Origin of the sequence: Nocardia sp. NPDC059236, assembly GCF_042754085.1 — a bacterium.
GTDB lineage: Bacteria > Actinomycetota > Actinomycetes > Mycobacteriales > Mycobacteriaceae > Nocardia.
Genome location: NZ_JBHZAF010000026.1, coordinates 38,209 through 59,046, shown reverse-complemented (window position 1 = coordinate 59,046; position 20,838 = coordinate 38,209). Strand labels below are relative to the sequence as shown.

General features: G+C 69.1%; 23 protein-coding genes. 17 read left to right on the top strand and 6 right to left on the bottom strand.

From position 1 onward, the window contains the following. Window positions 1-35: 35 nt before the first annotated feature. The 11 genes from ACFXIV_RS41570 to ACFXIV_RS41520 all read left to right on the top strand — a co-directional run bounded on the left by ACFXIV_RS41570 (window position 36) and on the right by ACFXIV_RS41520 (window position 9,582). On the top strand, window positions 36-653 hold the full coding sequence (locus tag ACFXIV_RS41570; protein ID WP_354835188.1) for a PadR family transcriptional regulator: 618 nt from the start codon (window positions 36-38) through the stop codon (window positions 651-653). Window positions 654-732: 79 nt separating this feature from the next. After that, window positions 733-1,755: an ATP-binding cassette domain-containing protein gene (locus ACFXIV_RS41565; RefSeq protein ID WP_379402374.1), complete on the top strand. Its 1,023-nt coding sequence runs from the start codon at window positions 733-735 to the stop codon at window positions 1,753-1,755. After that, a complete protein-coding gene (locus ACFXIV_RS41560; RefSeq protein WP_379382217.1) occupies window positions 1,752-2,513 on the top strand; it encodes an ABC transporter permease in 762 nt (253 codons plus the stop codon). The genes ACFXIV_RS41565 and ACFXIV_RS41560 overlap by 4 nt, the downstream gene beginning before the upstream one ends. A gap of 70 nt (window positions 2,514-2,583) precedes the next feature. Continuing rightward, window positions 2,584-3,273, top strand: a complete 690-nt coding sequence (locus tag ACFXIV_RS41555; protein WP_379402375.1) for an SDR family NAD(P)-dependent oxidoreductase — start codon at window positions 2,584-2,586, stop codon at window positions 3,271-3,273. Continuing rightward, window positions 3,270-4,400 (top strand): S-adenosylmethionine:tRNA ribosyltransferase-isomerase, encoded by a 1,131-nt coding sequence (locus tag ACFXIV_RS41550; RefSeq protein ID WP_379402376.1) that lies wholly within the window; start codon window positions 3,270-3,272, stop codon window positions 4,398-4,400. The genes ACFXIV_RS41555 and ACFXIV_RS41550 overlap by 4 nt, the downstream gene beginning before the upstream one ends. 308 nt (window positions 4,401-4,708) lie before the next feature. Next, window positions 4,709-5,557 carry a GNAT family N-acetyltransferase gene (locus ACFXIV_RS41545; protein WP_379402377.1) on the top strand — a complete coding sequence of 283 codons (849 nt, stop codon included), beginning with the start codon at window positions 4,709-4,711 and terminating at the stop codon, window positions 5,555-5,557. 6 nt (window positions 5,558-5,563) lie between these two features. After that, complete coding sequence (locus ACFXIV_RS41540) at window positions 5,564-6,517, top strand: lysophospholipid acyltransferase family protein (protein ID WP_379402378.1); 954 nt, start codon at window positions 5,564-5,566, stop codon at window positions 6,515-6,517. 75 nt (window positions 6,518-6,592) lie between these two features. Next, window positions 6,593-7,219, top strand: a complete 627-nt coding sequence (locus ACFXIV_RS41535) for a VOC family protein (protein WP_379402379.1) — start codon at window positions 6,593-6,595, stop codon at window positions 7,217-7,219. A gap of 245 nt (window positions 7,220-7,464) precedes the next feature. Then, window positions 7,465-8,571 carry a hypothetical protein gene (locus tag ACFXIV_RS41530; RefSeq protein WP_379402380.1) on the top strand — a complete coding sequence of 369 codons (1,107 nt, stop codon included), beginning with the start codon at window positions 7,465-7,467 and terminating at the stop codon, window positions 8,569-8,571. After that, window positions 8,568-9,212, top strand: coding sequence for a class F sortase (locus tag ACFXIV_RS41525; RefSeq protein WP_379402381.1), 645 nt, complete (start codon window positions 8,568-8,570; stop codon window positions 9,210-9,212). Before ACFXIV_RS41530 ends, ACFXIV_RS41525 begins: the two co-directional genes overlap by 4 nt. 223 nt (window positions 9,213-9,435) lie before the next feature. Continuing rightward, window positions 9,436-9,582, top strand: coding sequence for a hypothetical protein (locus ACFXIV_RS41520; protein WP_354835208.1), 147 nt, complete (start codon window positions 9,436-9,438; stop codon window positions 9,580-9,582). Window positions 9,583-9,646: 64 nt separating this feature from the next. On the opposite strand, the gene ACFXIV_RS41515 is transcribed toward ACFXIV_RS41520, so the two are convergent. The 5 genes from ACFXIV_RS41515 to ACFXIV_RS41495 all read right to left on the bottom strand — a co-directional run bounded on the left by ACFXIV_RS41515 (window position 9,647) and on the right by ACFXIV_RS41495 (window position 13,129). Then, entirely contained in the window at window positions 9,647-10,111 is a 465-nt protein-coding gene (locus ACFXIV_RS41515) for a phage tail protein (protein WP_364613359.1), read from the bottom strand. Between the two features lie 104 nt (window positions 10,112-10,215). Further along, window positions 10,216-10,851 carry a glyoxalase gene (locus ACFXIV_RS41510; RefSeq protein ID WP_379402382.1) on the bottom strand — a complete coding sequence of 212 codons (636 nt, stop codon included), beginning with the start codon at window positions 10,849-10,851 and terminating at the stop codon, window positions 10,216-10,218. 65 nt (window positions 10,852-10,916) lie between these two features. Continuing rightward, entirely contained in the window at window positions 10,917-11,513 is a 597-nt protein-coding gene (locus tag ACFXIV_RS41505; RefSeq protein ID WP_379402383.1) for a TetR/AcrR family transcriptional regulator, read from the bottom strand. Between the two features lie 294 nt (window positions 11,514-11,807). Further along, a complete protein-coding gene (locus ACFXIV_RS41500; RefSeq protein ID WP_379402384.1) occupies window positions 11,808-11,999 on the bottom strand; it encodes a hypothetical protein in 192 nt (63 codons plus the stop codon). A gap of 263 nt (window positions 12,000-12,262) precedes the next feature. Next, window positions 12,263-13,129, bottom strand: a complete 867-nt coding sequence (locus tag ACFXIV_RS41495) for a helix-turn-helix domain-containing protein (protein ID WP_379402385.1) — start codon at window positions 13,127-13,129, stop codon at window positions 12,263-12,265. Between the two features lie 752 nt (window positions 13,130-13,881). Here ACFXIV_RS41495 and ACFXIV_RS41490 point away from each other — a divergent pair. The 3 genes from ACFXIV_RS41490 (at window position 13,882) to ACFXIV_RS41480 (ending at window position 17,655) form a co-directional block, all read left to right on the top strand. Further along, on the top strand, window positions 13,882-15,081 hold the full coding sequence (locus tag ACFXIV_RS41490; protein WP_379402386.1) for a hypothetical protein: 1,200 nt from the start codon (window positions 13,882-13,884) through the stop codon (window positions 15,079-15,081). A gap of 46 nt (window positions 15,082-15,127) precedes the next feature. Next, window positions 15,128-15,925 carry a murein transglycosylase gene (locus tag ACFXIV_RS41485; RefSeq protein ID WP_379402387.1) on the top strand — a complete coding sequence of 266 codons (798 nt, stop codon included), beginning with the start codon at window positions 15,128-15,130 and terminating at the stop codon, window positions 15,923-15,925. Between the two features lie 77 nt (window positions 15,926-16,002). Then, entirely contained in the window at window positions 16,003-17,655 is a 1,653-nt protein-coding gene (locus ACFXIV_RS41480) for an alkaline phosphatase family protein (protein WP_379402389.1), read from the top strand. Window positions 17,656-17,666: 11 nt separating this feature from the next. On the opposite strand, the gene ACFXIV_RS41475 is transcribed toward ACFXIV_RS41480, so the two are convergent. Next, window positions 17,667-17,885, bottom strand: coding sequence for a hypothetical protein (locus ACFXIV_RS41475; protein ID WP_379402390.1), 219 nt, complete (start codon window positions 17,883-17,885; stop codon window positions 17,667-17,669). 44 nt (window positions 17,886-17,929) lie between these two features. Here ACFXIV_RS41475 and ACFXIV_RS41470 point away from each other — a divergent pair, with 44 nt between their 5' ends. The 3 genes from ACFXIV_RS41470 to ACFXIV_RS41460 are packed head-to-tail and all read left to right on the top strand — an operon-like array spanning window position 17,930 to window position 20,730. After that, window positions 17,930-19,150, top strand: coding sequence for a cysteine desulfurase family protein (locus ACFXIV_RS41470; protein ID WP_379382186.1), 1,221 nt, complete (start codon window positions 17,930-17,932; stop codon window positions 19,148-19,150). Then, window positions 19,151-20,272: a tRNA 2-thiouridine(34) synthase MnmA gene (gene mnmA / locus ACFXIV_RS41465; protein WP_379402392.1), complete on the top strand. Its 1,122-nt coding sequence runs from the start codon at window positions 19,151-19,153 to the stop codon at window positions 20,270-20,272. Then, window positions 20,269-20,730, top strand: coding sequence for a hypothetical protein (locus tag ACFXIV_RS41460; protein WP_379402393.1), 462 nt, complete (start codon window positions 20,269-20,271; stop codon window positions 20,728-20,730). The genes mnmA and ACFXIV_RS41460 overlap by 4 nt, the downstream gene beginning before the upstream one ends. The last annotated feature ends 108 nt before the right edge of the window (window positions 20,731-20,838 follow it).

Below are 20,838 nucleotides of genomic sequence, written 5' to 3'. Positions count from 1 at the left end.
TCGTTCCCGTTGTGGGGCAAGGTTAACCTGCGACTATGGCTGTTCCTACAACTCGATTGCTGGTGCTGGCGGTGGTGCGCCTGCTCCAGCCCGTGCACGGCTACGACGTGCGCCGCGAATTGCTGTCCTGGCATGCCGACGACTGGGCCAATGTGAAGCCCGGCTCGGTGTACGGGGCGCTGAACACGCTGGAGCGGGACGGTCTCATCTCGGTGGAGGGTGTCGGGCAGGAGGGGGCGCGGCCGGAGCGGCGCACGTATCGGCTGACTCCGGAGGGGGAGAAGGAATTCGGCGAGATGCTGCGCGAGTCGCTGTTCGCGGCCGACCAGCTCAAGCATCCGTATTTCGCGACGGTGTCGCTGTTCCCGCACGCGCCGAAGGTGGATGTGATTGCGGCGCTGCGCAGCCGGATCCTGCAGTTCGAGTCGAATCTGGTCTATCTCGAGCGCGAGGAGGAGCGGATTCTGGCCGGGAGCGGGGATCCGCGGGAGGCGGAGCCGCATCATGTCGCCGATGCGATCAATCTTGCTGCGGCGCATGTGCGTGCGGATCTGGAGTGGTCGCGCCGGACCCTGCAGCGGATCGAGAGCGGGGAGCTGGATGCCTGGTCGGGGACCATGGGCGGGGCCCCGGTCCCGCCTCCGGTGAAGTAGTGTCGCCGCTCCTGGCGAAGTAATCAAGTTTTAATAGTCAAGCTTGACTATATGGGTGAGTCGTTTCTACCGTTGAGGCGTGGAAACGACATCACCCGTCCGCGGCGCACCCACCGACCCGGTCATCCGGGTCCGTGGGCTGGCCCGGACCTTCAAGACCAAAACCGGTGACGTGCAAGCGGTCACGGGTATCGACTTCGACGTGCGCTACGGCGAGATCATCGGACTGCTCGGCCCCAACGGGGCCGGCAAGACCACCACCCTGCGGATGATCTCGACGCTGCTGGCGCCCACCGCGGGCGAGGCCACCGTGGTCGGCGCCGACCTGCGCGCCGAGCCGCGGACGGTGCGCTCCCGCATCGGCTATGTGCCGCAGGGCGGATCGACCAACGAGGCCGAACTGGTCGAGGACGAATTGATCCTGCAGGCAAGGCTTTTCGGGCTGTCCAAGACCGAGGCCAGGCGCAATGCCGCCGACCTGGCCAAGGCGCTCGAATTCGACGGGCTGGAGCGCCGCCGGTGCGGGCAGCTCTCCGGCGGGCAGCGGCGGCGGGTGGACATCGCGCTCGGCCTCGTGCACCGGCCCACGCTCATCTACCTCGACGAACCCACCACCGGGCTGGATCCGCAGAGCCGGGCCAACCTGTGGGACCACATCCGGCGGCTGCGCGACGAAGGCACCACCGTCGTACTCACCACCCACTATCTGGAGGAGGCGGACGCGCTCTGCGATCGCATCCTGGTGATGGACCACGGCACCATCGTCGCCGAAGGCACCCCCGATGAGCTGAAGCGGCGCATCTCCGGCGACGTGATCAGCCTCGAGATCGCTTCCGGCAGCGCCGATCTGGCCCTGGAGGTCGCCGCGGAGGCGCTCGAACTGCGCTCCCGGCTGCGCACCGAGGGCCACGAGAACGGCCATGCCGGAAAGAGTCTCGTGCATCTCACCGTCGAACACGGTGACGCCGCGGTGGTTCCGCTGCTGCAGGCGCTCGGCGACAAGGGCATCACGCCCGGCTCGCTCACGGTGAAGCGCCCCAGCCTCGACGATGTGTTCCTCACGCTCACCGGGCGTTCACTCCGGGAAGGAGACCGGTCATGACATTCCTGCGCGACACCGGACTGATCTACTGGTCCCAGGTCCGGGCCAATCTGCGCAATCCGGTCTGGGTGATCATCGGCCTGATGCAGCCGATCATCTACCTGGTCCTGTTCGGCCCCCTGGTGAAGGGCATCGCCCCGTCGCTGGGCCCGGGCGCGGATCCGTGGAAGATCCTCACCCCGGCGCTGGTCATCCAGATCGGTTTGTTCGGAGCATTGTTCGTCGGCTTCGGCATCGTGGCCGAATGGCGCGCGGGCGTGATCGAACGGCAGCGGGTGACTCCCGCCTCACGCGGCGCGCTACTGCTGGGCCGGGTGCTCAAGGACATGACGGTGCTGCTGGTGCAAGCTCTGGTGCTGGTCGGAGTGGCCACGGCGGTCTTCGGGCTGCGGCCGAATCCGGGCGGCCTGGTGCTGTCACTGTTGCTGATCGCCGTCATGGGTGCGGGGCTGGCGTCCGCGTCCTACGCGTTGGGCCTGTGGGCGCGCTCGGAGGACACCCTCGCCTCGCTGCTGAACTCGGTGTCGGTGCCGATCATGCTGCTGTCGGGCATCCTGCTGCCGATGACGGTGGGACCGAAGTGGCTGCAGGACATCGCGAAGGTGAATCCGTTCTCGCACACCGTGGACGCGGCGCGGGCGCTGTTCCGCGGTGACTTCGGGGCGCACGAGGTCTATGTCGGCACCGCCGTCACCATCGTGGTCTCGCTGCTGCTGATCCTGGTCGCCTCCCGCAGCTTCGCCCGGGAGAACGCCTGACCCGGGCGGCTCTTCGCTGCCGGCGAAAAGTTGTTGACCTGAACAGAGGTTCAGGTTTCACGATGGCTGTATGCCTGAAAACACGAAAAGGGCCCTGATCACCGGGGCGTCGGCGGGCTTCGGCCGGGCGGTCGCGCTCGCGCTCGCCGAACGGGATTGGGAGCTGATCCTCGTCGCCCGCGGCGCGGATCGGCTCGACCGGGTGCGGGCCGCGACCGGCGCGCACGCCATCGCGGGGGATGTCGCCGACCCGGCGGTGCGCGAGCGCATCGCCGAGGCCGTCGGCTCCGGCCGGCTGGACCTGGTGCTCAACAATGCCAGCGCACTGGGGCCGAGCCCGCTCCCGACCCTGGACCGCTACCCGCTGGACGAACTCGCCACCGTCCTCGACACCAATGTGATTGCACCCCTGGCGATTCTGCAGCTCACCCTGACCGCACTCCGGGCCTCCGACGGCGTGGTGGTGGACATCAGCTCCGACGCCGCCGTCGGCGGTTACGAGGGCTGGGGCGGCTACGGCGCCTCCAAGGCCGCACTGGACCAGCTCACCAACGTGCTCGCCGCCGAGAATCCCCGGCTGCGCATCTACAGCTTCGATCCCGGCGACATGCGCACCGAGATGCATCAGGCCGCCTTCCCTGGTGAGGACATCTCCGACCGTCCGGAACCGGAAACCGTTGTCCCCGCCCTGCTGCGCCTTCTCGAGTCGCGCCCGCCGAGCGGCCGCTACCTCGCGTCCGAACTGTCGGTGGCGTCATGACCCTCGGTATGGAGGAGCTCGCGTTCACCCTGCCCGGCGAGCTGTCGGCGACCAGCCCGCCCGAGGCGCGCGGCCTGGCGCGTGACGAGGTCCGGATGCTCGTCTGCGACGCCGGGACGGTCACCCACGCGCGGTTCCGGGAGCTGCCGAGATTCCTGCGCGCCGGAGACCTTGTGGTGGTGAACAATTCGGCCGTGCTCAGCGCCGCGGTGGATGCGCGGTACGGCGACGCGGCCGCGGTGCTGCACTTCTCGACCTGGCTCGACGACGGGCGCTGGGTGGTCGAACTGCGCGACCCCGCGGGCGTGCCGTGGCGCGGGCGGGCGCTGAAACCCGGTGCGCGCATTACCCTTCCGGCCGGTCACCTCGCCACCGTCCGTACCCGTTGGCTGCGCGGCGGCGACCGCCTCTGGGCCGCGGACGTCGAAGCCGCGTCCGATCATGATGCCGTCGGGAATCCAGCTGCCGTTGGGGACCGGGGCGCCGCCGCGGCGGGCCACGGCGACGGGGTCGAGAGAGCGGGGGCGGATGTGCGGGCGCTGCTCGCACGGTATGGCCGCCCGATCTCCTACTCCTACCTCACGGGGCGGTGGTCGGCCGCCTACTATCGGACGGTCTTCGGGCTCGAGCCGGGCAGTGCCGAAATGCCCAGCGCAGGGCGGCCTTTCACCGAGGCGCTGGTGACCGAGCTGGTGGCGGGCGGGGTGGGGTTCGCGCCGATCACGCTGCATACCGGGGTTTCGTCGCCGGAGTCCGGGGAGCCGCCGAGTCCGGAGCGGTTCGCGGTACCGGAGATGACGGCGCGGCTGGTCAATGCCACGCATGCGGCGGCCGGCCGGGTGGTGGCGGTGGGGACCACGGTCACCCGGGCGCTCGAAACCGCCACCGCCGCAGACGGTCTGGTGCGTTCGATGGCCGGTTGGACCGAGCTGGTGCTCGACGGGGATCGTCCCGCGCGGGCGGTGGACGGGCTGATCACCGGTTGGCACGCGCCGGGCGCCTCGCATCTGCATCTGCTCGAATCCGTGGCGGGCGGGGCGGTGGTGCGGGAGGCGTACCGGGTGGCGCTCGACTCCGGGTATCTCTGGCACGAATTCGGCGATTCCGCCTTGCTCTTCCGGAACTGACCCTCCCTCGTTCCGGAAGTGGACCCCCGCGATGCAAGGCTCACCCGGGCGGCGTAGGCTGATTTCTTCCGCGTTGCCGACCGCTCGCGGACGCGGGTCCGGGCTCGCCGCAACGTCTTCCGGGCTCGCCGCGCGGCCTTCCAGAGCCGCCGGTACCCCGCCGGGATACGAGCATTTGTCCTGGTAGAGAACGTTGCGAGGCGGTCGGATGAACTCCCGGTGCGGTCTGCGTCGCGTTCACCGGACTGGCATCGGCAGGTAATCCGGCGGTCGCTCCAGCGCAGTCTCGGACTGGCTTGATCAAGCCTATGACCACCATGGCAGCGTCGAATTCCAGCCTGCTGGCAGCCGCGTCGAAGCCCGCCCCGGAAGCACCCCGCACCACCGGACGGTCCCAGTACTCCCTGGTCGTCTCCTCCGATGCCGAGCACCGCGAGGCCGCACAGCGGCTGCGCTACCAGGTGTTCGCCAATGAGCCGGGCTTCACCATTCCCGACAACGGAACCGGCCTGGACGCCGACCGTTTCGACGACCACTGCGACCACCTGCTGGTGCGCGACGAGCTCACCGAGCAGTTCGTCGGCTGCTACCGCATGCTGCCCCCGGACAAGGTGACCGCCGCCGGCGGATACTACACCGCCACCGAATTCGACTTGGCCGCACTGGATCCCGTCGGTCACCGGATCGTGGAGATGGGCCGCGCCTGCGTGGTGCCCGATCACCGCAACGGTTCGGTGCTGACGCTGATGTGGGCGGGCATCCTGCACTACATCCAGCTCACCGGATACGACTGGGTGATGGGCTGCGTGTCGGTGCCGATGCGGATGACCCCCGAGGACGAGCCCGGCGTGAACGTGCGCGGCGTGCGCGACATGCTGCTGCGCAAGCACGCGCTGGAGACGGAACGCCATGTGCGCCCGTACAACCCGGTGGTGGTGGACGGCCGCACCCTCGACGAGCTGGCAGCCCCCACCCGCCCCAAGCTACCCCCGCTGCTGAGCGGCTACCTACGCCTGGGCGCGCAGATCTGCGGCGAGCCCGCCCACGACCCGGACTTCGCGGTCGCCGACTTCGTCGCCCTGCTCGGCCTCGAGACCATCAACACCCGCTACCTGGAGCGCCTGCAGGGCGCGGCCAACAGCCTGGATGCCCGGTGATGCCCCATGATGCCCGCACTGCTCTCCCCGGAGACCGGATCGCTCTCGTGCCCGCCGGCCGAGGCCTCCGCCCACGCCTGGATGCCCCACAGTCCCTGCGGCCCTTCGTGTGTCGACGCTCCCGCTGAGGCAGGCACGCTGCGGGTGGCCGCCCGGATCGCCGGCATCGCCGGGGTCCTGCTGAGCTTCCCGATCGCGCACTACGCCACCCCGCGCCGCCGACGCGCCGGGCTGCAGCGCCGCTATGCGCGAGCCCTGCTGGCCTGCTGCGGAATTCGCGTCCGCATCGTCGACAACCGCGCCCCCGAGGACCGTCGCGAGGGCGGTGTGCTGATCGCGGCCCGCCACATCGGCTGGACCGACATCGTGGCCCTCACCGCCGTCGAGCCCGTGTCCTTCGTGGCCCGCGCCGACATGGTCGAGTGGCCGATGCTCGGCGATGTCGCCAAGCGGGTCCGCGTCATCCCGATCGAGCGCGAACGCCTGCGGCAGCTGCCGTCGGTCATCGCGACCATGGCCGACCGCCTGCGCGCCGGTGAGCGCGTCACCTTCTTCCCCGAGGGCACCACCTGGTGCGGCCGCGCCCACGGCCGCCTGCGTCCCGCCCTGTTCCAGGCTGCCATCGACTCCGATACCCCGGTGCAGCCCATCCGCCTGCGCTACCTCGACCGCGACGGCGACCTGTCCACCATCCCCGGCTTCGTCGGTATCGACTCGCTGGCCGACTCGATCCGCCGCGTCCTGCGCTCCAAGGGCGTCGTCGCCGAGATCGCCCTGCAGCCGCAGCTGCTCCCCGACACCGACCGCCACGAGCTGGCCCGCCGCTGCGAACAGACCCTGGAGGGCGATACCGTCGCCCGCGCCTTCACCGACGTCATCCACGGCTCCGAGTACCTCGAGGCCGTCGGCACGGGCGCGGATCGACGTGCGGAGGCACCGCGGGCGACCGCCGGGAAGTGACTCGCCCGCGAGTGGCCCGGGACTGATCAGGAATCGAGAAGCGCTGGTCAGTGGCGCGACCGTAGCGTTGCTGCCATGACTTCCATCGAGAACATCACCCTCGACGTCGCGGACATCGACGCCGCGGCCACCTTCTACTCCACCGCGTTCGGACTGGACTCGCAGCTGCTGGGCTTCCGGGCCACCCGGGAGCCCAGCACCGGATTCCGCGGGTACACGCTGTCGCTGACGGTGGCCCAGCCGGCCGACGCCGACGCCTATCTCGATGCGGCGCTGGCGGCGGGTGCGACCGCGCTCAAGCCCGCGGCCAAGTCGATGTGGGGTTACGGCGGCGTGGTCCAGGCCCCGGACGGCGCGATCTGGAAGGTCGCGACCTCCTCGAAGAAGAACAGCGGTCCGGCGGCCAAGCGCTTCGACTCCAAGGTGTTGCTGCTGGGTGTGGAGAACATCGGTGCGAGCAAGCGCTTCTATGTCGACCACGGGCTGCCGGTGGCCAAGAGCTTCGGGCCCATGTACGTGGAGTTCGACACCGGCTCGAGCCCGGTGAAGCTGGCCCTGTACAAGCGTCGTGCCCTGGCAAAGGACGCCGGGGTCTCCTCCGACGGCAGCGGGTCTCACCGCCTTGTGGTGGGCGGCGCTGCGACCTTCACCGATCCGGACGGATTCGCCTGGGAGACCGCGTCCCAGCATGCCGCCCGCTGACTCGTCACCGTTCCACGGGCGGTTGCCCGCCTTACCGGAATGCCGTCGGCATGGTCGGTGAAGCGGAGCAAATTAGGGGCTTCGGGTGGGGGCTCGGTGCATTAGGGGCTTGTGCAGGCGTCCAGTTTCAAACGCGCCTGAAACAGCATAGTTCTCGCGGTCAGGGGCGACTTGTCGGTAACACACCAACCCGTCTGTTCGACGGGAAGGCAACCGAATAACAACGTCTGGAAGCGAATTCGAAAATGTCGGCTAGGACATTCCCGGTCATGGTGATCGCCGCGGCCGCAGTCGTACTGTGGGCGCCGCTGGCCGGCGCGGACCCGACCGCGACGACACAGCCCGCCCCGGGCGCCGGCCTCGGTGTGGACGTCGGCATCGGACCCGGCGGGGTGAACGTGGGCGTCGACGTCCAAGGCGGAGGCGGCGGCAATGCCGGTGCGTCCGTCCAGCCGAGCGCCGGCGCGAATGCCGGCGGCGGTGTGCAGGTCGGCGGTGGCGCGCAGGCCGGCGGCAACACGGGCGGCGGCGTGCAGGTCGGCGGTGGCGCGCAGACCGGCGGCAATGCCGGTGGTGGCGTGCAGGTCGGTGGTGGTACGCAGGTCGGCGGGGATGCGAATGGCGGTGTTCAGGTCGGCGGCGGTACGCAGACCGGCGGCAATGCCGGTGGTGGCGTGCAGGTCGGTGGTGGTACGCAGACCGGCGGGGATGCCAACGGTGGTGTGCAGGTCGGCGGCGGTACGCAGGCTGGGGGTGACGCGAATGGTGGCGTGCAGGTCGGCGGAGGCGTCCAGACCGGTGGCAATGCCAACGGTGGTGTGCAGGTCGGCGGCGGCACCCAGGTTGGCGGTGACGCGAATGGTGGCGTGCAGGTCGGCGGAGGCGTCCAGACCGGTGGCAATGCCGACGGTGGCGTGCAGGTCGGCGGCGGCACCCAGGTTGGCGGTGACGCCAATGGTGGTGTGCAGATTGGCGGCGGTACGCAGATCGGTGGCAATGCCGGTGGTGGCGTGCAGGTCGGCGGCGGTACGCAGATCGGCGGGGATGCCAATGGTGGTGTGCAGGTCGGCGGCGGTACGCAGATCGGTGGAAACGCCGGTGGCGGAGTACAGGCGGGCGGGAACACCGACATCGGCGGTAGCGCACTGGGTGGCATCGATCTGGTGACGGCCGGAGCCGCGGCGGCCGGTGCGGACACGGCGTACGGCATGGCGATTCCGGTGGGCGCGACCACCGGCATCCCGGGCGGCACGGCGGTCACCGATCAGGTTCCGCCGGGCGGCTACGTGACTCCCAAGGGCGCGCCCGAGACCGGCGCGGGCGGCATGGCCGCCCAGGTGAGCGCGCAGTGAGCACCGCGAAGGGAAACGCCTTGGGCGCATTGAGAATCCGTAGACCACTACGTGGTGCGCTCGTCGCCGTGGTGGCGATCATCCTGGCCCTGGTGACCGGTTGTTCGTCCTCCGGCGCGACCCATTCGGCCGGGAGCACGACCACCGCGGCCGCGTCCGCTTCCGGGGTGAAGACGGCGGCCGCGATCAGCCGGTCCACTCCGGTGTCGTTCGACATCGCCTCGATCAAGGCCTCGGGGTCGCTGATCGCGGTGGGGCTCAATGCCGATGGCTCGGTCCAGGTGCCTTCCGACTACCTGCAGGCCGGCTGGTATCAGCAGGGTCCCGCGCCGGGCGAGCAGGGCTCGGCGGTCATCCTCGGTCACGTCGACTCCTACAAGGGCACCGGCGTCTTCTTCTACCTGAAGAAGGTGAAGCCGGGCGACATGATCGACGTGAAGCGCGCGGACGGCAAGACCGCGCACTTCAAGGTCACCGATGTCCGCATGTACCTGAAATCCCAGTTCCCCGACCAGCTCGTCTTCGGTCCCCGCGGCGGCGCGACGCTGCAGGTGGTCACGTGTGGCGGCCAGTTCGACCAGGCTGCCAAGAGTTACGAGTCCAACGTGGTGGTCTTCTCGTCCCTCGATTCGGTGACCTAGCGGCGCCCGGGGCGCACGGCGGTCCTGTGAGTCTGCTGTGGCCCTGATTGTCCGAATGTCGGCGTGTCGCCCTGTCGTGTCCGCTGAGACTCGGCAATGTTGTTGGCAGAGAACAGATTTCGGTGCATCCGGGTGCGGCAGCTTGCGCCACACCGAACTTGCCGGTGGTGACACGGATTGGCTACGTTCCCGTGCGCACCATTCGGATCGACCGACAGCGGAGGTGGACATGCAGACCTTTGCGCAGAACCTCGGAACGATCGGCAACGACGCGTTGTCGATCGGGCAGGGAATGCTCGTGATGCTCACCGACATCATCGGTATGGGTGGCACCGGCTACGCCGGCGCCGGTCAGTACCCGTTCGGCTGATCGAGCAGTGGCCGAACCGTCCCGCAGGTCTTCGTCGGCTGCGGGGCGGTAAGGCCCACCGCGGTCAGTACTCGCCCTTGATGACGAAGTACGAGCCGCGAATGGTGCCGGCCAGCTTCGACTTCTGCCGCGCGAACTTGAATTGCGAGGCGAGCTCCGCGGGGACCTCCATCCCGTCGGAGAGCTTGAACCCGACCGCTCGTTTCTTGGCGTCGTCGACGGTGTACATCACATTGATCGACAGGCCGTTCTGATAGAACACGTAGGCGATTCGAATGTCCTCGACCTGGAAGGCCGTCGCCTCGAGGGGCTTCGAGGAGATGACGAGGGACCGCTCCTCCGCGAGGATCCGGTTCACCCACTCGATCGTCTGCTGGGCATCCTCCGCGGGCTCCACCGTGAAGACATGGTCGTACTTGTTCTTGAAGTACCGGGCCTCGTTCGCCCGCAATCCGGCGAGCGCGGGTGCGACCGGCGACGACTCCAGTCCCTCGGTCGAGACGTTCACGAAGTCAACAACATACGGCATGGCTAATTCCTTCACACGAATGTCCGATCAGGTCGGACGGTGCTCTCGGACAGGCCGCGGTAATCCTAGCCGCGCCCGCCCGGCCGATGGGTAACCCGAAGGCGTCACGGGCGTTTCGCGGATGCTTCCCATTCGAAGCCGTCCGGGTCGACGAACGAGGTGGTGGCGCCGCTGACCACGATTCCGTGCGGGCCCGAGCCGGTCGGAGGGACGCCGGCGTCCTTGGCGGCGGCCGCGAGGGGGTACATGGCGAGCTTGACGGGGGAGTCGGGGAGGGCGAATTCGACGTACTTGCTGCCGAAGCTCTTCGAGACGGTGAGGCCGCGGTCGAGGTAGAACTGCTTGCTGGCCTTCACGTTCTCGACCCCGAGCAGCAGGACGACGCTGTCGACCTCGCGGGTCGCGGGGCCGGTGTTCTTCTTCTGGGAGGTGGTGACCTTCCAGACGGTGCCGTCCGGGCCCTGGATGACGGCGCCGTAGCCCCAGAGGCTCTTCTTGGCCGGCTTCAGGATGGTGAATCCGTTCTGCAGCGCGCTGGCGATGAGGTTGTCGGCGGTGCCGGGCTGGGTGACGACCAGCGACAGCATGAATCCGCGGAAGCCTTCCGCCGGGGCGGTGGCGGGACGGAAGGTTAGCCTGGCGCCGAGGCCGAAGGCGGCTTGGTAGGCGGCCGCGGTGGCGGTGGGGTCGGCAGCCTCGAGGCTGACATTGATTTCGGTGGTGGTGGCGGTGTTCGTCATGCCGATAACGCTAAATTTCGGCCGCGCCGGCGACATCCGTGCCGACCACGGATCCCGCCACGGATTCAGGATCGGTGGATTCCGAGGTTGGTGAAACGCTCCAGCAGCACCGTCAGGTGCACGCCGATGGACTCGGTGCGCAGGCGGTGACTGCGCGCCAGCGTCACCAGGCCGTGCAGGGCGGCCCAGAACACCTCGGTGTCGGTGTCGGCGTCCGGATCGATGTCGCCGGGGGATGCCCTGATCACCGAGCGCATTTCGCCGAAGGCGCGGCGTAACTGCGCGGGCGTCTCGGCGCTGCCGAAGGCGAGATCGGTCGCCTGGACGAACATGGCGTCGTAGAGCGCCGGCTGGGACAACCCGAATTCGACATAGGCGGTGGCCAGGGCGCCCAGGCGCTGCTCGACGGTCTCGCGCCCCGCGCCCGCGGCGTGCAGATCGTCGGCCAGCTCGGCGAAGCCCTCCACGGCCACCGCCGCCACGATGGCCTCCATGCTCGTGAAATGGCTGTAGAGCACGGGCTGGCTGTACTCGATGCAATCGGCCAGCCGGCGCGTGGTCACCGCGGGCCAGCCATCGTCCTCGGCGAGTTTGCGTGCGGTGTCGATGATCAGCTGACGCCTGGCGGCCCGCTCCCGCTCACGCCGTTCCTGGATCGTCATGGCGTCTTCTGAATCGTCATCGACATATCGTATCGGCCGTAAAGTTATCTAGCTATAGGCTCTGGGCGTGTCAGTGACATGAGTTCTATCATTGCTAGCATCCGCGACCGAGCGGAGGAAGCCGTTGTGGCTCATCAGGTGCTGCCGGATTCGCGTGCCCTGCAACGAACTTCGGACGGGGACAAGAGAACTCGGCACCCAGGGCCCGACGGTCTCCGCGCAGGGGCTCGGCTGTATGGGCGTGAGCGTCGCCTCCGGCGCGGCCGGCAACCGGTCGAGGTCACCGCCCGGCCATCACCTGGCCTTGGTCGTGGACGGGGTGGTGGTCGGCACATCGATCACATCCGGTATCTGGCCGCCGCCGAAAACCGGTACCGAGGTCGTCGAAGTCGGCGGGGTGAGCGGACTGCTGTGGTGGCTGCCGCAGCCCGCGAGGGCCACCACCGCCAGCGCAATCGACGCCACTGTGATCAGGTGCTTGGGCACGTATCGACCTTTCGTGTGGGATCGGTCGCGGCCGGGCCGCACACCACCCCATTGCCCATGTACCGGTGCGTGTGCGGTCGACCGCGTTGAAGACCAGGGCCGGTCCGCGAGTCGGTGTCGGCCGCACCGAATTCTGGTGCACCCGGCCCGGCGCTGCACCACCGGTGTCCGAGATCGGCACGTGTGGTCCGCAGTCTGGCACGATCGGAACCCCCGGGATGGGGGCGGCGGGAAGGTGTCAGGTGTGGTCCATCCGGTGCGGCCTACGCGCCCGCATTACGCGGTGCGGTGCTCCGGATCAGGTGCACGACGTCATACGGGCGCATCGGCTGGGTCGGGCGCAAGGATCGGTAGGTGTACCGATCGACCGTGCCCTGCTCCAGATTTCGCACCAATAGTGCGTCGCCGTCCTGTTCGTCCTCGACCGGGTCGGTGGCGAAGAATCGTTTGAAGTCCTTCGGCGATCGGGAATAGCAGGCGTTGAAGATCTCGTCGAGGCGCTGCTGCGGAATGATGCCGGGACCCATGACCCGCAGGGCATGGATCACGCGAACGGCGACGTCGCGCCAGTTGACCAGCAGCTCTCGTGCGGCGTCGGTCATGATCCATTCGACCAGATTGACCGGGCGGGCCGGACCGAGGTCGGCCGGCGTCAAGCTCGGAATCAGTTGGCGCGCGGGTCCGTTGGCGGCGACGACATCCAAATGGGGGAATCTGATGAAAAAGGCGGGCGCGGAGAACGATTCGAGATGAGCGAGATCCTCGCGGCCGATGGTCCGGGGCCAGGGTTCCGTGCGCAGCGTATCCATGTCACCGAGCGCGAGCGACATGATCTTGCGCAACATCCAGTCCGGTGGATTCAGCGCGCGGCACCAGGCCGCCAGACCTTCGGTGCTCGGGTTGCGCAGACCCGCCTCCCACTTCCGCAGGGACGACAGCGTGGTCGACGCGGCCAGGGCCACCTCCTCCTGGGTCAATCCCAGCGCCTCGCGTTGCCGGCGGAGATAGCCCCCGATCTCGGGTCGCTCGCAGACCCACGAGAGCCGGCCGGCGCTGCGGCGGACCTGGGTGGGCGGGATCGGGGGAAACGCCGACTGGCCGGGGTGGGGGAGCGGTGCGGCGATCTGCACGGCCAGCCTCTCTGTCGAACGTCCTACGAAGCCTTGCGCGGCCGAGCGGTGTGAATCAAATTCGCTGAAGAACTTTTACCCGACGGGCCGAAACGGCGCACTGTCGGAAAGATCACAGCGTATGCAACATGAATATTCGCTGATGCCAACGATTTTCCGACACCTTTCATGCACCGTTTGTTCATTGAAGTTTGGGTAATGGGGCAAAATCGTGAACAGAGCTCCAAAGCTCATATCCAGTGCTGCCTGGTTGTGCAGGCGATGGGTGAGGGCGTTCGGGCGGAAGGTGTGACAATTTGTGTCGCTCGGTCAATCGTTCAGCTCGCGTTCCGGTGTCGAGTTCGGTGTGAAACCTGTTTTGGTACAACTGATTTGGTGAATCGGGCAGAAGAGTTGGGGTGACGACTCGGCGCGGCTGATCGGTGGTAGCTGCCTTTTTCCTGGCCGATGGGCGCTGCCGCGTCGTTCGATGTGCCGATTGGCTGATCCATCCCGCCAGCAGTGCTCGATTCCCCTGTTGTGCAGAGATTTATGCGTGATCTCGGGCATGTTGTCGCTGCCGTGTTGCGGGGCACCGGCGAGTTGTGGTGCGCGATGCGGGGCTGAGTTGCGTGCTGTCCGCGTGCATTGCACAGTCTTGGTCGCCAGAAAGCCGTTTCATAACGAGTTTTGAATTTCCGGCCCCGGTGGCCATCCGGTCATCCTCCGCATGGGCGCTGGTGCGGCGACTTATCGCGGAGAAAGAATCCACAGTGGGGACAGCCTTGGACAGCAACGAATCCGATCGGGACGAATCGGACACGCCTGAACCGACCATCGAGCCGAACGCCGATGCCGTCGATGCGGTGCCGACCGAATTCATCGAGGCCCGGGGGGAACTCGCCGAGGCCCCGGGGAAATGGCAGCTGATGGCTCGCCTGATCGCGTCGCGTCCCGTCCGCCGCCATCTGCCGAAGGTGGCGGCCGGCGCCGCGCTGGCGAGCCTCGTCGTCGGCGTGGTCGCCGCGGCCGAAACGCACGGGACCGATCCGGCGGCGACCAGTGCCGCGTCGACCGAAGCAGCGAAGGCGCCGGATTCGCAGAGCTACGCCGATCTGACGGCCGCGCAGTCCGGGTCGACCACGCCGGAGATCGGTCTCGCCGACAGCTCACTGACCCCGAGCGACGTTCCGGTCCCCACCGACGGCTCCACACCCGACGCCGCGGGCGACCCGATCGCCGCGACCGATCCGGGCACCGATCCCGCGTCCGCGACAACGGATCCCGCCCAGGAGACCACCACCCCGGATGCGACCACCAGCGCCCCCGTCACGACCACGGATACGCCGGTCACGACCACGGATACGCCGACCACGACCGCCGCGCCCAGCCTCTCCATCGACGCGAGCGCGACCCTCTCGTTCCAAGCGGATCAGTCTTCCGATCCGGGACAAACCGTTTCGCAGTCGGTGACTCCCACATCGGACCCTGTCACCACCACTACGACGGTCACGGTGACCACCGACCCCTCGACGACGACCACTACCGTCCCGTCCACCACCACAATTCCGGTCACCACCACAGCTCCGGTCACCACGCCCCCGTCGACAACGACGACGGTTCCGGTGGCCACCACGACCACGGCACCCACGACGACATCGCCGGTGACGACCACGGTTCCCGTGACGACCACACCGGCGGTGACGCCCGCCCCGGTGACGACGACCGCCCCGCCGCCGACCTCGCCCCACTGCATCGCAACGTTGCCGCGGAATCCGATGCAGCCGCTGGCATCCGCGACTCTCGCGCATCCGCCGACCGTGAAGCCGCAGCCCGCGCCGCCGGCCGCCCCGGCGCCGAAGCCGCCCGTGCCCGCGACATCGAAGCCCCCGGTGCCCGCGACCTCGAAGCCGGCCACGCCCCCGACATCCAAGGCGCCGACACCCCCGCCCGCCCCTCGTCCGTGCGGCTAGGCGTACGGAACGAAACCTTGTTCGCACCAGTGAATCTCGCGGAAACATGACGAACTCGTACGTGCCCGGCACGGGTGGCCGGGCGGTGGGCGGGGCTCGGTTGCCCCTGTTCATCGCCGCGGTCGCGCTCACCGTGGCCGGGTGTGCCGCAGGGCCGGGCCGGGCTCCGGAACCCGCTCCGCCGGGCTCCGGCGGCCCGATCCCGAAAATCCGGCTCGACGCGATGGACAACAAGCTCGACCAGCTCCGCGAGTGGGCTCACCCACGGGCCGACAAGGACGGCATCCCGCTGCGCGCGCTGGAGGCGTACGGGTACGCCACGGTCGTGCTGGCGAAGGCCCAGCCCGGCTGCCACCTCGGCTGGACCACGCTGGCGGGGATCGCCCGCGTGGAAAGCGATCACGCCCGTTTCGGTGGCGCCACCATCGCACCCGACGGCCTGGTGCAGCCGCCGATTCGCGGCGTGGCCCTCAACGGCACGGGCGGCAACGCCGTCATCCTCGATCCCGCCTCGACCGCCCGGGCCGGACGCACCGTCTACGCCCGCGCCATGGGCCCGTTCCAGTTCATCCCGGACACTTGGAAGCACTGGGGCGTTCGCGCCGGTGCCGACTATCGCGCCCTCGCCGATGCGCTCGAGGCCGCCAAACCCGTTGCCACCGGCGACCTGTCGGGCAACCCGGACAATATCGACGACGCCGCGCTGGCCGCGGGCCGCTACCTGTGCGCCGCCGGCGGCGATCTGGCCACCGCCGCGGGCTGGCGGCAGGCCATCCTCGCCTACAACCACTCCTCGCTCTATGTCGGCCAAGTGCGCACTGCCGCAACCGGTTACGACGCCTGATTGCTGTCTTTCGAATCACTTCATTCGCAATAACGCCGTGACACAAAAGTTCTGTGTCGCGTGATTAGGAGGAATCCATGTCCCGTAAGAGCATTCGGGTCGCCGCTGCCGCCGGTGCAGTGGCGCTGGTCTGTACCGGTGCCGGTATCGCCCATGCCGCACCCGGCGGCAAGACCGGTCAGGGCAAGGACGCCGACCATGTGCTGCTGATCTCGATCGACGGAATGCACCAGGCGGACCTGGCGTGGTACGTCAAGCAGCACCCGAACTCCGCGCTGGCCTCGCTGGCGAACAACGGCGCCGAGTACACCAACGCGCAGACCACCAACCCGTCGGACTCCTTCCCGGGCATGGTCGCGCAGTTCACCGGCGCCACCGCGGGACAGTCGGGCGTCTACTACGACGACACCTTCAATCACGACCTGCTGCCCGCCGGCACCACCGACTGCGCGCACACCCCGAAGGGCGCCGAGGTCGCGATGACCGAGGCGATGGACAAGAACCAGAACTCGATCGACGCCGGCCAGGGCCTGGCGGGCCTGCCGGGCAGCATCCTGGGCATGACGGGCAACCCGGCTTCCCTGCTGAACCCGGCGGCCATGCCGGTCGACCCGGCCACCTGCAAGCCGGTCTACCCGAGCCAGTACCTCCAGGTGAACTCGGTCTTCGATGTCCTGCACGCCGCGGGCAAGCTGACCGCCTGGTCGGACAAGCACCCCGCCTACTCGATCCTCGAGGGCAAGGCCGGCAACGCCATCGACGATCTCTTCACCCCGGAGATCAACTCCAATTCCCCGATCGCGGGCCAGGACTGGACCAAGGACGACAAGTCCACCCAGCAGTACGACGGCTACAAGGTGCAGGCCGTCCTCAACGAGATCGACGGCTACGACCACGGCCACACCAAGCAGGTCGGTGAGCCGGCCGTCTTCGGCATGAACTTCCAGACCGTCTCCGTCGCGCAGAAGCTGCCGACCTCCGACGGCATGACCGGTGGCTACCAGGCCGACGGCGTGACCCCCGGCGCGCTGCTGTCCGGTGCGCTCGACTACGTCGATGGCCAGCTGGGCAAGCTGCTCGGCGAGCTGAAGACCAAGGGCGAGGACAAGAACACCACCGTCATCGTCTCGGCCAAGCACGGCCAGTCGCCCACCAAGCCGAGCGACCTGACCCGCATCGACGACGGCCCGATCCTGACCGCCCTGAACGCCGCCTGGAAGGCCAAACACCCCGAGGCCACCAAGGACCTGGTCGCCTTCAGCGTGGACGACGACGCCATGCTGCTGTGGCTGAACGACCGTTCGCAGGCCGCCGCCGATTTCGCCAAGCAGTGGCTGCTGGCCAACAACGGCACCGGCAATGACATCAGCGGAAACTCGAAGGCGTACACCAAGTCCGGCCTGACCGAGGTGCACGCCGGCGCCGACGCCGCCTCGTACCTGGGCGCCCCGGAGAACGACCCGCGCCACCCCGACCTGGTCGGCGTCGCACAGGTCGGCACCGTCTACACCGGTGGCAAGGGCAAGATCGCCGAGCACGGCGGCGCAAACCCGGCCGACCGCAACGTCCCGCTGATCGTCTCCGGCCCGGGCGCCAAGAAGGCGGTCGTGACCGACGCCGTGCAGACCACCCAGATCGCCCCGACCATCCTGAAGCTGCTGGACGAGAACCCGCAGAAGCTGGACGCCGCCAAGGCCCACGGCGTGCGCGAGCTGCCGAACCTGGGCTGATCCGATTCGGATCACGCGACCACGACGGCCCGCCGGTCCAACCCGGCGGGCCGTTCCGCACCCGGCCGCAGGGGTGAACCAACGGACCGGGCGGGACGCGGGCGAACCCGGCCCGCTGCCGATTCGTGGCCTACATGGAGGACTCGGACGGGGTGGTCGGCGTCGGGAGTGGAGGCGGAGCGTGCGGGCGCGGTGGTCGCGACGATGGGGGCGGGAGGTGCTGCGGGCATGGCGGGAATATCGTCTCGACGGTGGCGGCTATCCTTGGACGGTCATGAAGTCGGCTTTCCCGGGTCCGGTCGGTGCCCAGACGGTCTACCTCGATCACGCGGCCACGACACCCATGTTCCCGGTCGCCGTCGAGGCGATGTGTGCTGCGCTGGGGATGACGGGGAACGCGTCGTCGTTGCACGGGTCCGGGCGGGCCGCCAGGCGGGTGCTGGAGGAGGCACGGGAGTCGATCGCGGCGGGGCTGGGGGCGCGGCCGTCGGAAGTGATCTTCACCTCGGGCGGGACCGAGAGCGACAATCTCGCCGTCAAGGGCATCTACTGGGCGCGGCGTGACGCCGATCCGCGGCGGAACCGGATCCTGGTGAGCGCGGTGGAGCATCACGCGGTGCTGGACACCGTGGAATGGCTCGAGCAGCACGAGGGCGCGCGCATCACGTGGCTGGAGTGCGATGCCCAGGGCATCGTCTCGCCGCGCACGCTGCGCGACGCGCTGGCCGAGTACGCCGCCGAGACGGCGCTGGTGAGCGTCATGTGGGCCAACAACGAGGTCGGCACCATCCAGCCGATCCAGGAATTGGCCGCGGTGGCACAGGAATTCGATGTGCCCATGCACAGTGATGCGGTGCAGGCCGCGGCGCAGCTGCCCATCGACTTCGCCGCCAGCGGGCTGGCCGCGGCCAGTTTCGCCGGGCACAAGGTCGGCGGGCCGCACGGCGCGGGCGTGCTGCTGCTGGGGCGGCAGGTGCCGGCGGTGCCGCTGCTGCACGGCGGCGGGCACGAGCGGGATCTGCGCTCGGGCACCTCGGACGTACCCGCGGCGGCCGGCCTGGCCGCCGCGATTCGCGAGACCGTGGCCGGCCTGGCCGTGCGCGCGGTCGATCTGGAGCGGCTGCGGGACCGGCTCATCGAGGGCGTGCGCGCCGTCGTGCCGGACGCGGTGCTCAATGGGGCGACCGGCGCGCAGCGCATGCCGGGCAACGCCCACTTCACGTTCCCCGGCTGCGAGGGCGACTCGCTGCTCATGCTGCTGGACGCCGCCGGGATCGAATGCTCGACCGGATCCGCGTGCAATGCCGGTGTGGCCGGACCCTCCCATGTGCTGCTGGCCATGGGCGTGGAACCGGCGCTGGCGCGCGGATCCCTGCGATTCTCATTGGGACACAATTCGACCGACGCCGATATCGATGCCCTGCTGGCCGTGCTGCCGCAGGTGGTGGAACGGGCGAAGGCGGCCGGACTGGCCGGAGCGAAGGGAGGCTTCTAGATGCGAGTACTTGCCGCGATGAGTGGTGGCGTGGATTCCGCCGTGGCGGCCGCCCGCGCGGTGGACGCCGGACACGAGGTGGTCGGCGTGCACCTGGCGCTGTCGGCGAACCCGGGCACGCTACGCACCGGATCGCGCGGCTGCTGCTCCAAGGAGGACGCCGGCGACGCCCGGCGGGCGGCCGACGTGCTCGGAATCCCGTTCTACGTCTGGGATTTCGCCGACCGGTTCAAGGAGGACGTGATCGACGACTTCGTCGCCGCGTACGCCGCCGGTGAGACCCCCAACCCGTGCCTGCGCTGCAACGAGAAGATCAAGTTCTCGGCGCTGGCCGACCGCGCGGTGGCTTTGGGCTTCGACGCCGTCGTCACCGGGCACTACGCGCGGCTCGCGGACGGCGTGCTGCGCCGGGCCGTGGACGAGGACAAGGACCAGTCCTACGTGCTGGCCGTCCTTACCGCCGAACAGCTTTCGCGCGCCATGTTCCCGGTCGGCGACACCCCGAAGCCGCAGATCCGCGCCGAGGCCGCCGAGCGCGGGCTGGCGGTGGCCGGCAAGCCCGACAGCCACGACATCTGCTTCATCCCCTCCGGCGACACCCAGGCCTTCCTGGGCGCGAAGATCGGCATCCGCCCCGGCGCGGTGCTCGACGCCGACGGCACCAAGCTCGCCGACCACGAGGGCGTGCACGGCTTCACCATCGGCCAGCGCAAGGGCCTGGGCCTGCCCGGCCCGGCCGCCGACGGCAAGCCGCGCTACGTGACCGATATCGACCCGGACACCGGCACGGTGCGCGTGGGCTCGGCCAAGGACCTCGAGGTGTGGACGGTGCGCGCCGACCGCGCCATCTGGACCTCGGGTGAAAGTCCTTCCGGCCCGGTGGAATGCGTGGCCCAGGTGCGTGCCCACGGCGGCATCGCCCCGGCCGTCGCCGAGGCCGTGGACGGCGGCCTGGTGGTGCGCCTGCGCGCACCGCTCACCGGTGTGGCCCGCGGCCAGGCCGTGGTCCTCTACCGCCCCGACCCGGCGGGGGACGAGGTGCTGGGCAGCGGCACCATCTCCGGCACCGAACGCGAACCTCATTCGTACGCAAGCGAACTGGTCTCGGATAGCGCCCGGTGAGCGACCGCCACACGCGCGGACGCGCGAAATCATATGTAGCGGCGCAGATTCGATCGACCTCCCGGGTCGTCTGGCGCACCGGAATGCCGCAGCCGCTGCGCCTGCGCCCGCGCCGCGCGCCGGGGCGGGCCAGGCTCGGCCGGAACGCCGCGGGCAGCGCCGCGCCGGAGCAGATCGCCCGCACCGACACCGGCGAATTCCGGCCCGGCGAGCCGCAACCCGGCCCGGACGGGAAAACGGACACGGCGAACGGCACCGGCCGCAGTCGGGCACGGACCGGCGTGGTCGTCCGGGTCACCCCGTATGCCGAGCGCGGCCGCCCCACGACCGGGCCCGGCGCGCACGCCGACGCGGCCGAGCGGGCGGGCAAGACCTGGGACTGGTTCGTCAACGCGACCTGCTGGGACTGGTACACGAATTCGAGCAGCCGCACCGAACGCGGCGATGCCGACGAGTGACCTCGCGCGGCTCGGCAGCCCGCTTCGCCGCGCAGTGCACGACGGCTCGCACGCGATCCGGTTCGGTCCAGGCGGGAGTTCGTCGACGCCGCTGAAACGGGGCGAGCG